This is a genomic window from Bacillus sp. BR3(2024) (assembly GCF_039134555.1).
Classification (GTDB): Bacteria; Bacillota; Bacilli; order Bacillales; family Bacillaceae_G; genus Bacillus_A; species Bacillus_A cereus.
Genome location: NZ_CP152433.1, coordinates 2,137,821 through 2,152,197, shown reverse-complemented (window position 1 = coordinate 2,152,197; position 14,377 = coordinate 2,137,821). Strand labels below are relative to the sequence as shown.

Genomic DNA, 14,377 nt, shown 5'->3' with positions numbered 1-14,377 from the left:
ATAAAATCCCTGCCTAAACGAAAAAGTTTTAAATTTTTATCGTTTATTAACCATCTATAACTGAAAACATATACTATGATGAACGAACTCACAAAGCATAAGAAAAGAGAGCATTTACAACACTCTCTTTTCTTACATACTCTATGGAACTTTACAAAACTGAATCAGTGATTTTTATTATTATATTTTATTACATATACTTAGGTTGTACTATTATATGTAACTCTCTCTCTGTATCCGCTTTTTTCGGATGACGAAAATAATTAAGTTCGTACTTTAACACTTTATACTCAACCATCCCAATTTTAATCCCTTTCGTTTCTTTTAATATAACTAATAAATCACTTATATTTTCATCATATGACTCAAAAATTTTCGCTCCGCCCTCTCCTTGAAAGATTACTTTCATATATTCTCCCCACCTTAATTTATTGATGTGGTAAATGATGCGTTTAAAACGATTCATTCTTTATCCTAAAATTTTCACAACAAAAAGAACATCCTTTCCAATCGAATGCTCAGCTTTTTACTAATTATCCATGTTAAATATTTATTCAAAAACATTATATGTATTATTTTTTAAATTATGTTCGATATTCATTATTAAAGAGTAAATATATGTAATAAACTTGCATAATGAAAACCGTAGAATATCCACTTTCGTTGAAATAATTATAAACCATAATTTTCCATTGTAATTCTTAATATTTAAATGTAATATTGTATTGTCTTACTATCTATTTATAACTCACACACTAATTAGAAAAGGGAACTCTATATGAGTTCCCTTTTCTAATTATGATTACAGTCATTATTTCTTTTCTAGAAATTTAAATGTATCTTTAAATTCTTTATTATTCACTTTAATATCAGCATCTTTCAATAAATCATTGACTACTTGTTGTTTCCATTTACCTGTCGTATCTTGTAGTCTTTGTTGTTCTATATCTTTACGAATTTTATCCTTTACTTCATCAAATGGCTTCAATTCTTTTTTATCCGTCACTTTAATAATATGGTAACCGTAAGTTGTTTTAACCGGATCACTTACTTGGCCTGCATCTAATTTATACGCAGCTTCCTCAAATTCTTTCACTGTTTGCCCAGGAGCAAAACCAGATATTTCCCCGCCCTGTTCCTTTGAACCAGTATCCTCTGAATACTGTTTTGCTAAGGCAGCAAAATCTTCACCATTATTTACTTTCTCCTTTATTTCTTTAGCCGTTTTTTCATCTTTCACTAAAATGTGACTTACTTTCATTTCTGGTTTATAGTTATTTTTCACATCTTTATCTGTAACTGTTGCTTTAATCGCTTTCTCAAATGCAATTTCTGGCTTCATTTTTTCTTTTAATTCATCTTCGTTTTTCAATCCAAGTTGTTCTAAAGTCGATTTAAAGTTCTCACCCATTTTATCTTTTGCTTCTTCTACTTTCTTTTTTGCTTCCTCATCTGAAACTTTATATTTATCTAACAATGTCTTACTTAACATCATTTGATATAAAGTACTTTCTCCATATTGTTGTCGTAATTCTTTACTTAATTCTTTCTCTGTAACATTCCCTACTTTTGATGTTACTACGTTGTCTGAGGAACCACATGCAGATAATGCTAGCATCACGCATGAAATAATTGTTCCAATAAATATTTTTTTCTTTTTCAATTCAAATACCTCACTTTTATCATTATACAAATTAACTATACACAGTCATTGTGAAAACAGTGTGTTTTCTACATGTAATTCATTTCATATGAGTAGACTATGTATCATGTATTTTCATTTTTAAACGTAAAGAGTCTTCTTACTATTATGTATAGTAAGAAGACTCTTTACATACTCCTTAAAAACAATACTGCCGCTATAGTTACTTAATAATTACATGTTTTTCAGGTATCCAACTATTCTGCCCGATATCTACCGCATTTCCCACTCTACCCCACACTCGAAAAGATGTCGATCCATCTATATTCCCTTTATAATTCATACATTCAGGCTCTTCATAATAATTTACTCCGTAACCGACAGGATATTTCGAAGTTGCATAAAACCATTTCACATTAAAATGTTTTAAATATGCCCACTGCTTATCGGTCTCTAAACAAATCATATCTTGCTCACCGCCTCCCCAATAACCTGTTAAGATTAAATATGGAATTTTCTGAGTGAGTGCACCTGTAAATTGAGGGGTCATGGGAGTTTCATATAAATTTATTCCGTATCCATCAGGATATTTCGAAACTGCAATACCAATGCCATTCGGTTGCTGTGTATACACTATGTTAGATTGATTTGCTTTGTTGGAATCTATAAACCAAGAAAGTGACTTATTTCCTACTAATCGATTCAGATCACATTTCCCAATCCCAGGAACATTCCCTGAATCCGTATATTGCCACATATCGCATGGATATGCTGGCTTATTCCCTCCATAACGAGGGATCCATACGAAATCAGCTTCAATATTACATGCTCCAAATGATAAATACGTGTGATGCCCTACGTATAATCCTACTTTTTCCGCACCTAAACGGCGTAATTCATCAATAAATGCCTGTGTCCCGCCTTGCATATCTACCATCGTTTGAACTTCTATGTCCGCTACCCAAAACTTAGCAGATTGATCACCACGATTCCAAAAATCTTGTGCCTCTTTCTTTGCATCAGCAATAGATATAAAACGGCAAAAAGCATAATTACCGAATGGGATACTATGCTTTTTCATTTCACTAACATAATTTTGATACATAAAATCCACCGTATTAGAGCCATCTTGAACTCTAGCAATCACTAAATCTAGCTGAGATGCTGCAATATCCCAATTAATAGTTCCATTCCATTTTGAAATATCTACAATATACCCCATACATTCCAGCTCCTTTTGAATGTCTTATTCATAGCTTGTTTTATTGCAAGCCTCCTCTCTCTAAAACTAGCTATCTATAATATAAATAAAAAGAATCTTTACTGTTTTTCAAAATATATTCTCTTTCAGAAATATTTCTATCAACTTTAACATGTATGCCACATAAAACATTCGAAATATACCCTACTATTCATTTATTATGTAATCTCGTCCTATCAATCATTTTTACAGATATTAAAAAAAATCTCCTGTATTATTAAATTATAACTTTCAGTATCGATTTCCTTTCAACTAAAAAATTTCATCCCTCATTTTCTATATATTCTTAAGTCAAAATTACTACCTCTACATGAAATTTGAGATTTAGAAAAATTTTAATTAATTGAAGTTTACTCCTATTAAATTGCAATTTTCCAACCTGAACACTATTGGTGCATAAAAAAGACATTTTCTATTACTGAAAATGTCTTTTTACAGTTTAATAAAACAACTTTGGTGCTAAATCTGTATTTTGTAATTGTGAGTTTTCACTGCTCATAACACAACTTGTGGAAAATAGAATTGGGATACCACAAACCTCATCATTCATTACATCACGAAACACATTGGCAGCAACACCTGTAAACGTTTGACATAAGTTAGAAATATCGTCATTGAAAAACTGAATGACTTCCGCAGCGAAAACCGGAAAAACAACATTCGGTCCGCCAGGGAACTGAGGCTGTACCACAACTTGTTCAAAATAAGGATTATTTTCTAGTGCTACTTGAAATAAATGAGCTATTTCAAATGCATCTAGTGGACAAGGAAATGGATTTACAATTTCATTCTCATTATTCGTTACAATAACTGTCACACTTACATTCCCAAATTGTACAAAAGATTTTAAAAGCGTTGCTAATGCTCTCGCTTTTTCGTTGCTTAACGCATGCACTAAAATAATATAATTACCACCAACAGGAATAAGCGGCCCAACTGTAACAGTTGGATCAGCACCTATTGAATTTTTTAATTCATTAAAATATGTGATCCACGGTGGCGAAAGCTGAGCTTGTACATTTTCTTCCACTATTTTATACTACCCCCTTATACCATTCTTACTAACATAATATGTAACAAACAAAAAAATGCATTAGTTATATTAACCATTTGCGTATTTATTGATTATATTAATTAAACATTTTATTTTCCATTCTCAATTTCCCCTTTACATCTTTAAGCACTTTTACTACTATAAAATTCTTTATTATAAGCAAATCCACTGAAATTTCATATTATACTAATACGACTCTATATCCATTAAATTATAATACTCAATATTAGGAGCTGATTTCATGGAAAAAAAACCTATCGTGTTCAAAATCCCACCAAATTCAAAGCTAAAAATTACATTTTTCGGTCCTTGTAACGAAGTAATTACAAATGTGTCTATAATTAATCAACTATGCACCCCTAAATGTCAAACTATCACGCAATACCCAGACTTTCAGAAATATGTAACGGAAGTACGATCGCTATCCCGTTGTTAGTCCGCATAATGCACGATTTTCACAACTTTATTACCTAAAATAACCGAGAAAGAAAATAACTGCATTCCTAGACTAAAATTACTCATGTTATGATATTCCATTGATAATTCATTGATTTTTTACACGTTTTTATGAAAAGAACATATATTATCGTATGGAGATTATCCACTCATAAAACCTATCTTTCTTTGGAGCGTACTTTTTATGTATGCTCTTTTTTTATGTAACCGTTCCCCTTCTAAATTGACCAACAATATATTAAAATTCTTTATATACTCAAGGAGGTCAAATATGTTCAAGTTGCATCCAATACTACTCATCTTAGGATTGATTTTGTTTTTATATAGTGTAATCGCCTTTATGCTATTCTTTTCAGTGTATTAGCATTCCCTACACAAATCTATGTTCAATATATAATTTCTATATGGTAAAGAAAAAACATAATGATACGATCTTTTATGTATTCCGTCTTTCTTGTTCTATAAGAAAACTAGTAAACTTACTAACAATGCGTTTTTACAAGCATGTTACTTATTATTCTGTTTATTATCTGAAGAAGGTTGAAGCCCCTACAAATTAAACTACGCTTTACCTATTTACTTATATATTTTAGAAAAACAATAATAATCCCCCACCATTTGGTAAGGGGATTAACTAAACCTACTAAAAAACATTTAATAATCAGTTTTATTTAGTTGGAGAAGGAAATCTTGCCGCTTCAAAGTGAACCGTATTTACACCATTAACATTTTGTACAATTACGCCAGCAATACTACTTTCTGCAAAAACTTCAACTAAATCTCCTGCTTCTAATTGAAGAATAGTAGTTACGGAAACATCATTATTAAAAAATACTCCTGTTCCAAAGAAATCATTATCTATCGCTATTGCCGGATTGCCATTTACACGAATTTCTACTCTAGCTCTGTAATTTACATTAAAATCATTTGGAGAAAATGTTATATTTCCTAATACACTATATACCCCTCTAGTTTTCGGAGTAAAAATCGACGTTACTGGATTATATTCATTCGCTAGATCAAATTGTTCATTTTGAAATAATACTTTAACAGGAGTATTTGCTAGAACAGGTTGATTAACTGTATTCACAGCTCTAAATGCCGATGCCCTTACAAGCTCCTCTTTCTTATCATCACAACACTTCACCTTTACATACTTCCTATCACATTTACTACTTTTCCTATAACAATCATGACTTTCCTTTTTGTAATCTTTACAATACTTACAGTAATAATAAGACATAGTGAGTCCCCCTTTACACTTATTTTTACATAGTATGCTATATAGATTAGAATAGCTTGGACGACCTGTTACTATTTTTAATAGATTAAAAAACCCTCACCATTTCGGTGAGGGTTTACCTTTAAGCTTCTGCAAACTCATTGTTTAATGACTTTATTTAATTGGAGAAGGAAATCTTGCTGCTTCAAAATGTGCACCATCTTCTAAAGGACTTAAAACTCCATCTATACTACTTTGTGCATAAATCTCAACTTCATCCCCTGCATTCAATTGAACAATCGTCGAAACACTTACGACATTTCCAAAACTTATTGGACCAAAAAAGTCATTATCTATAGCTATCGCTGCGTTTCCATTCACACGAATTTCTACACGCGCTCTATAATTTAAAGTTGGATCGTTTGGAAAGAAACCAATCGTTCCAATAATAGAATATACACCTTTAGTCTTCGGCATAAAAATAGATGTTGCTGGATTATACTCATTCGCTAAATCAAATTGTTCATTTTGAAATAACACTTTCACAAAAGTATTAGCAGGAACATTTTGATTCACAGTATTTCTAGCTCTAAATGCCGATGCTCTAACAAGATTGTCCTTGTTATCATGACACTTACTAGTGTTCTTACAACAATCATGATGCTTATTTTTATACTCCTTACAATACTTACAGTAGTAATAACAAGACATACTGATTCCCCTTTCAAACTTATTACTATATATTATGTAAGATTGATTTATAAGGTTTGGACTAGCTATTTTTATTATTCATAAGGGCGCTATTAACCTGCACCCTTATTTATATACACCACTTCATTCCTTACTAGTTATAAGTTGTATACAGTCCCATATGGAATAGTCAGAAAAGAACTTCCGTACGGTGTAACTTGATGTACTGGGTAAAAATACTCTACGGATGAATAATACGGTTGTACACCTTGCTGCTGCATTTGCAATTGTTGTTGCATTTGCAATGCTTGTTGAATAGCTTGGACTGTACTTTGTGCTCCACTATACGTTATAGATGTACCATACGCTGGTCGCATACCAGTTTCAGAATTAAAATATGAATAAAACATGATTTTCAACTCACTTCCGTATAAGTCATTACAAATTATATTATGATTCTTTATTTCAGTGGGTACTATAAAGCTAGTTCGCTCGCTTATATTCAAATGACAAAATAAAAAAGTAGCTGCTAGACTACTTTGACTCCATCTTATCACCAAATGAAATGATATACATATTCTCCTGTTACGCGCTCATTAATTCCCGCAACCCTAACGAACCTAAGTAAATCCGCTCCTTGAAGGAAATATACCGAAATCGTAACCGGTACTTGTGACCACATGAATTGATAAAGCTCATTCACTCTCTGATTCGTCGTAACGATTAAATCATTTACAGGTCCATGATTCCATGCAGAGGTTTGAACTGAAGTGAAAGAAAGGTCTTTCCCATTAACCACTATTCTTGATACGCTTTGAGTTATGTCCACAATAATCCCCTCCAACATTACAAAAATTGGACCTTTTTTAGTTCATATTATTATAAATATTCTTGACTGTAATAAATGTTTAAGGCAAATCCCTAATAAAGTGAAACTTTAATCAGCCCTCACCAATCGGGCTTTTACGGGCAGCCCGACTCCACCTAACTTCTTTGCTTCCGCTGAATTTTGAGGTTTGGATCTTACTGCCCGACAAATAGCGGGATAATTTTTTTTATCCATATCCCTTAATTCCCATTACAACCATATAATTTCTAACCTTATTCAATTTTTGTAATTAAAATAAAAAATAGCTAATTCACTACTTAAAAAGTAAAAAAAGCATCAGATTGACTAGTATGTAGATGGTTAAATGAATGTAAAATGTTTTTAAATTATCTACTCTTTTTTTAGTTTGGAAGTAACTCTCATCTCGTCCCATCTTTATACACCACTTTCTTAATCACACTGAACGCAATATTCAATTGATGAGTTTGTCATTTCGTTACCTCCAATTAACGCCTTTGTTCAATGTAGTAATTTTCTTGTATAATAAAAGTTAATTAATCTAGAAGGGACTGACTTATGCGCAGATATCAATATTTTTAATCTACCTATCATTACAACATAACGGAGGTAAAAGTATTGATTACAGAACTACACTCACAGAGATTATATTTAAGGAAAATGAAAGCATCTGATTCACTAAGTATGTTTAAAATATGGTCTGATCCTGATGTTACTAAATTCATGAATATAAGTAATTTCACTGATGAGAACCAGGCAAAAGATATGATTCAATTCCTTAACGAACTCGCTCAAAATAATAAAGCTATACGTTTTACTATTATTGAAAAAGAATCTAATCATATTATCGGTTCATGTGGCTATAATTCCTTAGATTTTGAAAACTCAAAGACTGAGATTGGCTATGATATTTCAAAAACATTTTGGGGTAAAGGATATGCACCTGAAGCAATATCCTCTTTATTAGATTATGCTTTTACACATCTAAAACTAAATCGTGTTGAAGCAAAAGTTGAACCTGCAAATGTAAATTCCATAAAAGTATTAGAAAAATTAAACTTTACTTTTGAAGGTACTCTGAGAAAGAGCGAAAAATCAGCTGGAAAGCTTATCGATTTAAATATCTATTCGAAATTAATAAGCGATTAATTTTAGTCCCTCTGCCCATACTCAATCAAAGTGTGGGCTTCTTTAATTTCTGTATAAAATTCAAAAGTTTGACACAATCCTGGAAAAAGCTTATAAAGAAAAGTGAGGTTTCGTTATTTTCACACTTAGTAGCGCAGTCATGTTACATACAATTTTATAAGTGTGAACGAACTACAAAACTAAAAAACAAATAATAAGTTTGCAACATGTTTGCAAATACGAATTTTGCATATAAATTCGTGTGATATTGAAAGGAGTTTTACTTATGAAAGAAATTAAAACAGAACAAGAATTCAAAGACATCATCGCAAGCGAGGAGCCTGTAGTTGTTAAGTTCTTTACTACATGGTGCCCAGATTGCGTACGTATGGACAACTTTATCGGAGATGTAATGGAAGAGTTCAATAAATTTGAATGGTACTCTATCAATAAAGATGAGTTTCCAAGTATCGCTGAAGAGTATCAAGTAATGGGTATTCCAAGTTTACTTGTATACCAAAACGGTGAGAAGCTAGGCCACTTACATAGTGCTAATGCAAAAACAGAAGAGCAAGTTACTGAGTTTTTAGAAGCATACTAAAATGAAAGCCCTCTGGAAAATATTTTTCAGAGGGTTTTCATCTATTTTCACAATTATCTTTTGAATTTTTTCATCGTTTAATGAATTACACCTTGTCATGATAAGAATAATACGTAGTAAGAAAAGTATTCGTTTCCTCATCCATCTACCCTCCTATCTCTTTAGTAAATAAACTCCAATTAGGTTCACACCTTGACTTTGTACTTTTCAACATATTTTTCCTTTACGAAACTTTGTTATCCCCTTCTTAAAAAGCTATAAAACGTCAACAATGTTTGTATAGACCCACACGACTTTCGTTTGATACTCTATTTATAGAAAGAAATTCCTTTAAAGAAAGGTGAGTGATTAAAATGGATACTCTTTCTCATAAAGAAGCTGATAAAGGTGCTATTGTCAGCATTATGGCCTACATATTTTTATCCTCTATGAAAATCATCATCAGTTATATTACCCTCTCTAGCGCATTACGCGCTGACGGTTTAAATAACTTAACGGATATCGGTGCTTCTTTAGCGATATTAATTGGTCTAAAAATATCTCGTAAACCTCGTGACCCAGATCATCCGTATGGGCATTCGCGTGCCGAACAAATCGCATCACTTGTTGCGTCCTTCATTATGGCAACAGTCGGATTAGAAGTTGTTATTAGTGCCATTCAATCTTTCTTAAATCCGAAACAAGCAGCGCCTAATGTACTCGCTGCATGGGTTGCTTTATTTTCTGCTGTCGTTATGTACTGCGTGTATTTGTATACGAAAAAAATTGCAGCACGAACAAAAAGTAAATCATTAGAAGCCGCTGCAAAGGATAATTTATCAGATGCACTCGTAAGCATTGGTACCGTAGTAGGTATTGTCGGTTCTCAGTTCCAAATGCCTATTTTAGACCCTATTGCCGCTTTAATTGTCGGTCTTATTATTTGTAAAACTGCATGGGAGATTTTCGTAGAATCTTCTCATATGCTAACAGATGGAATTGATCCTGATAAAATGGAAGAATACGCTGATGCTATTGAGCATATTGGCGGTGTGGAAAACATTGTAGATATTCGAGCACGTATGTATGGGAATCAAACGTACGTTGATATTACAATTGAAGTAGATGCTCGCATGGATGTTGGAGAAAGTCACTGTATTACCGACAACATCGAAGCTATGCTGCGCAAAAAATTTGGAATTTACCATGCACACATTCATGTTGAGCCAATGAAAAAAGAACCTATTATGACATAGGTTCTTTTTTTATGAACGTTTTATGGAATATAACACATAAAACGAGCCAGCTACCGCCAGCTGCCCATCCTGCTAATATGTCAGATGGATAGTGCACGCCAAGATATATTCGGCTAACTGAAATAGATAATACAACAAAGCTTGCTATAAGAATAATTAACAATTTTTTATGCAACGAAATACGCTCTTCAGTAATTGTGACGTATGCAATAAATCCTAAAAAAGCAGTAGCATTCATCGTATGACCGCTCGGAAAACTATATCCAGTTGCAGTAACAAGCTGCGTAACATCAGGTCTTGCTCGTTCGTACCATAGTTTAAGCATACTGTTTAAATAACGAGATCCGTAGTAATTAATTGTTAGAAGTAACGCACTAAGCAACTTTTTTCTAACGAGAAAATACATTACAAGAATAATGAGTAATGGAAAATATATTCTTTTGGAACCGATAAAAGACACCCAAGTAAAATAGGTCGTTAAATAATCGTTTCGAAAGCTTTGAATAAAATGTGCGACTATATTGTCAAAGTTCTCAATACAAGCGGTATGATACGAAAGTGATAATACGACAAAACAAATGAGTAACGTAAAACTTAGCAAGTATAAATGTCGATATCGTTTCACATACATAACCTCACTATGCAAAAAAATGGAGCGGTTGTTTTAGTTTTCCTCTCCATTTCTTTTTTATGCATAGTTTATTAAAAAATATAATTATTAATTTTTTGCTTCATCTCAGGGATATCTTCTCTTGTTACGGTAAAACGAATCACCTTCTCATCAAGATCAAGCGCCTCAGCGAATAATCCAGCTAAACCACGGGATTTTCTATCTACTTCCATAATAATTTCTAGTCGGTCGTATGCACGTGGCAAGATTAATAATTCTAATTCATCTAATTTCCCATAATGCTCTCCAGAAACCGGAATAAACTCAAATTCTTGTGCGAATGGAACTTGCTTACGTAATCGATGCGGTAATTCTTCACATTCTATATGACGTGCTTTAAACCCTAATTCATTTACACTATCTAAAACACTACTTAATAATGCATTGGGTAACACTTGAACGTAGTCGCGGTCACTTGGGTCTATACTATGTTTAATATCAAGACCTGTATGAATCCAAACCGTTTTCATACCAAGTGTAAGTGGTGCTTCAATTGGCATTGGAAAAGAAAATGGAATTTCAACTTTTTCATTCGGTTCTACAGAAAAAGGTTCTGTTAAGCGTACTCGCTCTAAATCATATGTTGCTGTTACTTTTTTATCATCCACTTCTCGTACATACGACGTCGATAATGTTAAGTAAATGCTTTCAATTTGTTGGCTAACTGAACCTCCAGTTATATGAACCTTTCCAACTATTTCTTCCCCAACAATATACTCATCTTTTTCAAGAACAGTATCTACCTTTGCACTTCCAATACCAACGCTTGCTAAAAACTTTTGAAACATGGAGTCTCCATCCTTTCTAAAGCAGAAGCTACATCTTGTTTTAAATCTTGTACATTCTCATAGTACGGCGTTTTTATTTGTAACATTCGCATAAGCATTTCACGATTATAATGTTCCAAAGTTAATTCTTCGTACCATGGTTTTTCCTGTTTTTCATTAGATTCATATCCTGCATATAATAAAAATAATGAGAAATGACCGAGCGCATAAAAGTCGCTACGAAAGTGAACTTCTCGCATCAAAGCTTGTTCACCTTCGTAAGTTGTAGCTCGCTCATCATCTTCACCTTTCCATTTAGCCAATCCAAAATCGATAATACTAATTTGATTTTCTTTCATTAGTATGTTTGGAATGCGTAAATCTCGATGAATAATGCCTTCACTATGAAACACCGATACAATTTCTAATATTTCATATAAAATCTCAAAAACTTCGCGTTCTGTATATACATACCCATCTATGAAAATATAATCTTCAAAATTTTTACCAGGCATGTACTCCATCACAAAGAAGCTCTTTTTCTCCCATAGGAAATGATCATATAGACTAGGAATTGCATGATGATTTAATGTTTGTAAAATCATTTTCTCTTGTTCAAATGATTTTCTACCAGACTCATATCTTTGTTTACTTTGTCTTAATTGTTTTAAGACTTTATATCTATTTATTTGTAAATCATTAACGACATATGTAACCCCATAACTGCCCATTCCAATTACTGATTCAATTTTATAACGCTCTGCAACAATTGTATTTTTTCGCAGTGGTCTATCAAATAATGCTAGTACACGACGCCATTTCATCAGCTACTTGAAAAGAAGCTACGGCTTTTACGTTTTCTTTTATAATGTTGATGTCCATAACCAGATGAACGTCGTTTATAATCGCTACTTGAATACGAGCGCCCTCTACGACGATAATCACTACTTGAATACGAACGATATTTTTTCTTTCCTAATAAAGAATCAATAATTTTTTTGAACATTCCTTCACCTCTTGAGTAAAATTTCCTTTTCATTATACCAATAATTATTGACTATATTTGTGACAGGTTTGTAAAGAGTAAAAAACGACGAGTTATGCCCGTCGTTACTTTCATTCATCCTCTTCATCAAAAACTTCATCAATCATGCATTTCTCTAATAAATACTCAAATGTAATATCTGCGAGATCTTCAATTTCTTCTCGTTTTGGGACGTACCCTCTTTCAATTAGTTGCTCATAAAAAAACTCCGCAATCTCTTCCGTATCAATCACGACTTCAATTTCCTTCATGAGCATCACTCCTTTATTTCTGTTTTATGAAAAAATCTCAAAATTATGTATATGAGATTAGAAAAATAGATTTTATTTTTTTATAGGTCATAAGCTTTGGACGAGATGCATACGATTGTAGTACAAGCTATTCAAAGGGGGAAATAATAATGGAAAATCAATATGAAGTAGGACAAACAAAAGAAGAGTTCATGCATGAAGATCAATGGGCAGACTCTCTTATAAAGTGGCTTTTTATTTTTTTAATAGTTGTAGGCATACCTTATACTGCATATGTTGTTGTTCAATTTATTCTCTCTTTCTAGTTAACTATTTTTTCTCTGTCAATTTAACTAAATAATTATGAACAACATCCATTACAATTTTATATTCTTCATCTTTAAATGTATCGAACAATAATTGATAATCGTTATAAATATCAAGTAATCCATCAATGATTTCTTGACGATTCGTCTTAACACTCACTTTTTTCGAGTTGTTAATTGACTTTAACTTTCCTAAATCTAATTTATTCATACCTGCTTTATCTTGTTTCATTTTCTTCAAAATTGCATTTGCCGTTTGAGCATTGGCGAGTAACGTTAAATCTGATTCATCCGCTTCTAACCATTCACCATCCGTAATCCGTGACAATTCATAAATTGTATCTTCCCATGCGTCATTCTTATATCTCCATACTTCTGTACGAAAACCAACAATACGGAAAACATCTTTATCATATCCAGTTACTTGCACAAGATCACCAAACGTGAAATTATAATTTAATTCAATCCACTCCGTATCGCCCTTTTTCATATCTTGCTCTGTAACGTGCTGCAATGTTTGCTCTACGTAAAATCCATCGTGATTATTGACTTCGTATACATAAACTCCATCTAAAACCTTCATATTTGTGATTTTCCCAACGGTTCCATATAGCGTAATCACGACTATGTCCCCTACGTTGTATTTAGGTTGTTTTTTTCTTGCCATCTCTATCTCTCCTTTTTTTGACGTCGTGATTTTGATATCAGTATATGCAACCTACATAAAAACGCTTATCACAGAAGCTTATATTCATAAATTTTTTCAATAAAAAATATAATCTTATAAAATTTACATTGCACTCAAAAAAAAGCTAGTAACTAGACTAGCTTCAAATCAACAAATTTCATAATAAAAAACATACAGAATACTTCACTTTAAATAAAGTAATGTATTCTGTATGTTTTCAAATAGTTTTTATCTATCTTGTATGTATAAATCCCAGGCTTCATCAAATATAGACATACTTTCTAGCATTCCGCTCAACTCTAAGTATGAACTAATTTCATCATAGTCTTCAGATTGCTTCGGAAAACTTAAATCATCATACATCGCCTCTGCTAAATCTGAAATTTCATTTCTAAATAAAGCTGCACGATGCTTCATCATATAATGGTAAAATGTCTTTTTCAAAAATATTCCCTACCTTTCTAACTTGGGTACATTATACAAGGCAAAAAAGAAAAAAACCAGCATAAAAGCTG

Annotated in this window: 20 protein-coding genes and 1 pseudogene; 5 read left to right on the top strand and 16 right to left on the bottom strand. The window is 32.4% G+C overall.

What is annotated here, in order from left to right:
- Positions 1-190: 190 nt before the first annotated feature.
- From V7S45_RS11200 to V7S45_RS11185, 4 genes are all read right to left on the bottom strand, one after another.
- The gene (locus V7S45_RS11200; RefSeq protein ID WP_000864275.1) at positions 191-409 is read right to left on the bottom strand and encodes a hypothetical protein; all 219 of its coding nucleotides are present in this window, start codon (positions 407-409) and stop codon (positions 191-193) included.
- Positions 410-811: 402 nt separating this feature from the next.
- Positions 812-1,663 carry a peptidylprolyl isomerase PrsA gene (locus tag V7S45_RS11195; protein WP_000727354.1) on the bottom strand — a complete coding sequence of 284 codons (852 nt, stop codon included), beginning with the start codon at positions 1,661-1,663 and terminating at the stop codon, positions 812-814.
- Positions 1,664-1,865: 202 nt separating this feature from the next.
- Entirely contained in the window at positions 1,866-2,864 is a 999-nt protein-coding gene (locus V7S45_RS11190) for a glycoside hydrolase family 25 protein (protein WP_342761809.1), read from the bottom strand.
- A gap of 478 nt (positions 2,865-3,342) precedes the next feature.
- Positions 3,343-3,933: a hypothetical protein gene (locus tag V7S45_RS11185; RefSeq protein ID WP_000392281.1), complete on the bottom strand. Its 591-nt coding sequence runs from the start codon at positions 3,931-3,933 to the stop codon at positions 3,343-3,345.
- A 265-nt stretch (positions 3,934-4,198) separates the two neighbouring features.
- Here V7S45_RS11185 and V7S45_RS11180 point away from each other — a divergent pair, with 265 nt between their 5' ends.
- Complete coding sequence (locus tag V7S45_RS11180) at positions 4,199-4,393, top strand: hypothetical protein (protein WP_342761808.1); 195 nt, start codon at positions 4,199-4,201, stop codon at positions 4,391-4,393.
- Positions 4,394-5,080: 687 nt separating this feature from the next.
- Here V7S45_RS11180 and V7S45_RS11175 read toward each other — a convergent pair.
- The 5 genes and pseudogenes from V7S45_RS11175 to V7S45_RS11155 all read right to left on the bottom strand — a co-directional run.
- Positions 5,081-5,656 carry a hypothetical protein gene (locus V7S45_RS11175; RefSeq protein WP_000122943.1) on the bottom strand — a complete coding sequence of 192 codons (576 nt, stop codon included), beginning with the start codon at positions 5,654-5,656 and terminating at the stop codon, positions 5,081-5,083.
- A gap of 153 nt (positions 5,657-5,809) precedes the next feature.
- On the bottom strand, positions 5,810-6,346 hold the full coding sequence (locus V7S45_RS11170; protein ID WP_002182716.1) for a hypothetical protein: 537 nt from the start codon (positions 6,344-6,346) through the stop codon (positions 5,810-5,812).
- Positions 6,347-6,483: 137 nt separating this feature from the next.
- Positions 6,484-6,735 carry a DUF3947 family protein gene (locus V7S45_RS11165; RefSeq protein WP_000500098.1) on the bottom strand — a complete coding sequence of 84 codons (252 nt, stop codon included), beginning with the start codon at positions 6,733-6,735 and terminating at the stop codon, positions 6,484-6,486.
- 143 nt (positions 6,736-6,878) lie between these two features.
- Positions 6,879-7,154, bottom strand: coding sequence for a hypothetical protein (locus V7S45_RS11160; RefSeq protein ID WP_000355695.1), 276 nt, complete (start codon positions 7,152-7,154; stop codon positions 6,879-6,881).
- 322 nt (positions 7,155-7,476) lie between these two features.
- Positions 7,477-7,587: pseudogene (locus tag V7S45_RS11155) on the bottom strand (2TM domain-containing protein); the annotation flags it as partial.
- 203 nt (positions 7,588-7,790) lie between these two features.
- Between V7S45_RS11155 and V7S45_RS11150 the strand changes: the two are divergent.
- From V7S45_RS11150 to V7S45_RS11140, 3 genes are all read left to right on the top strand, one after another.
- Complete coding sequence (locus tag V7S45_RS11150; RefSeq protein ID WP_000627261.1) at positions 7,791-8,321, top strand: GNAT family protein; 531 nt, start codon at positions 7,791-7,793, stop codon at positions 8,319-8,321.
- Positions 8,322-8,586: 265 nt separating this feature from the next.
- Complete coding sequence (locus V7S45_RS11145) at positions 8,587-8,901, top strand: thioredoxin family protein (RefSeq protein WP_000658787.1); 315 nt, start codon at positions 8,587-8,589, stop codon at positions 8,899-8,901.
- Positions 8,902-9,254: 353 nt separating this feature from the next.
- The gene (locus V7S45_RS11140) at positions 9,255-10,136 is read left to right on the top strand and encodes a cation diffusion facilitator family transporter (protein ID WP_000380385.1); all 882 of its coding nucleotides are present in this window, start codon (positions 9,255-9,257) and stop codon (positions 10,134-10,136) included.
- On the opposite strand, the gene V7S45_RS11135 is transcribed toward V7S45_RS11140, so the two are convergent.
- The 5 genes from V7S45_RS11135 to V7S45_RS11115 form a co-directional block, all read right to left on the bottom strand.
- Positions 10,126-10,761 carry a phosphatase PAP2 family protein gene (locus V7S45_RS11135; protein WP_000833370.1) on the bottom strand — a complete coding sequence of 212 codons (636 nt, stop codon included), beginning with the start codon at positions 10,759-10,761 and terminating at the stop codon, positions 10,126-10,128. The two genes, V7S45_RS11140 and V7S45_RS11135, sit on opposite strands and share 11 nt — an antisense overlap.
- Before the next feature lie 77 nt (positions 10,762-10,838).
- Positions 10,839-11,594, bottom strand: coding sequence for a sporulation protein (locus V7S45_RS11130; protein WP_000486622.1), 756 nt, complete (start codon positions 11,592-11,594; stop codon positions 10,839-10,841).
- Positions 11,576-12,397, bottom strand: coding sequence for a protein kinase (locus V7S45_RS11125; protein WP_000872063.1), 822 nt, complete (start codon positions 12,395-12,397; stop codon positions 11,576-11,578). Before V7S45_RS11125 ends, V7S45_RS11130 begins: the two co-directional genes overlap by 19 nt.
- Positions 12,397-12,579: a hypothetical protein gene (locus V7S45_RS11120; protein WP_000473371.1), complete on the bottom strand. Its 183-nt coding sequence runs from the start codon at positions 12,577-12,579 to the stop codon at positions 12,397-12,399. The genes V7S45_RS11125 and V7S45_RS11120 overlap by 1 nt, the downstream gene beginning before the upstream one ends.
- 110 nt (positions 12,580-12,689) lie before the next feature.
- Positions 12,690-12,869, bottom strand: a complete 180-nt coding sequence (locus V7S45_RS11115; protein WP_000658451.1) for a YozD family protein — start codon at positions 12,867-12,869, stop codon at positions 12,690-12,692.
- A gap of 149 nt (positions 12,870-13,018) precedes the next feature.
- Here V7S45_RS11115 and V7S45_RS11110 point away from each other — a divergent pair, with 149 nt between their 5' ends.
- Positions 13,019-13,174, top strand: coding sequence for a DUF3930 family protein (locus V7S45_RS11110; protein WP_000431486.1), 156 nt, complete (start codon positions 13,019-13,021; stop codon positions 13,172-13,174).
- A gap of 4 nt (positions 13,175-13,178) precedes the next feature.
- On the opposite strand, the gene V7S45_RS11105 is transcribed toward V7S45_RS11110, so the two are convergent.
- A complete protein-coding gene (locus V7S45_RS11105) occupies positions 13,179-13,841 on the bottom strand; it encodes a hypothetical protein (RefSeq protein WP_000101499.1) in 663 nt (220 codons plus the stop codon).
- A gap of 249 nt (positions 13,842-14,090) precedes the next feature.
- The gene (locus V7S45_RS11100) at positions 14,091-14,306 is read right to left on the bottom strand and encodes a YozE family protein (RefSeq protein ID WP_000750717.1); all 216 of its coding nucleotides are present in this window, start codon (positions 14,304-14,306) and stop codon (positions 14,091-14,093) included.
- Between the last annotated feature and the right edge of the window lie 71 nt (positions 14,307-14,377).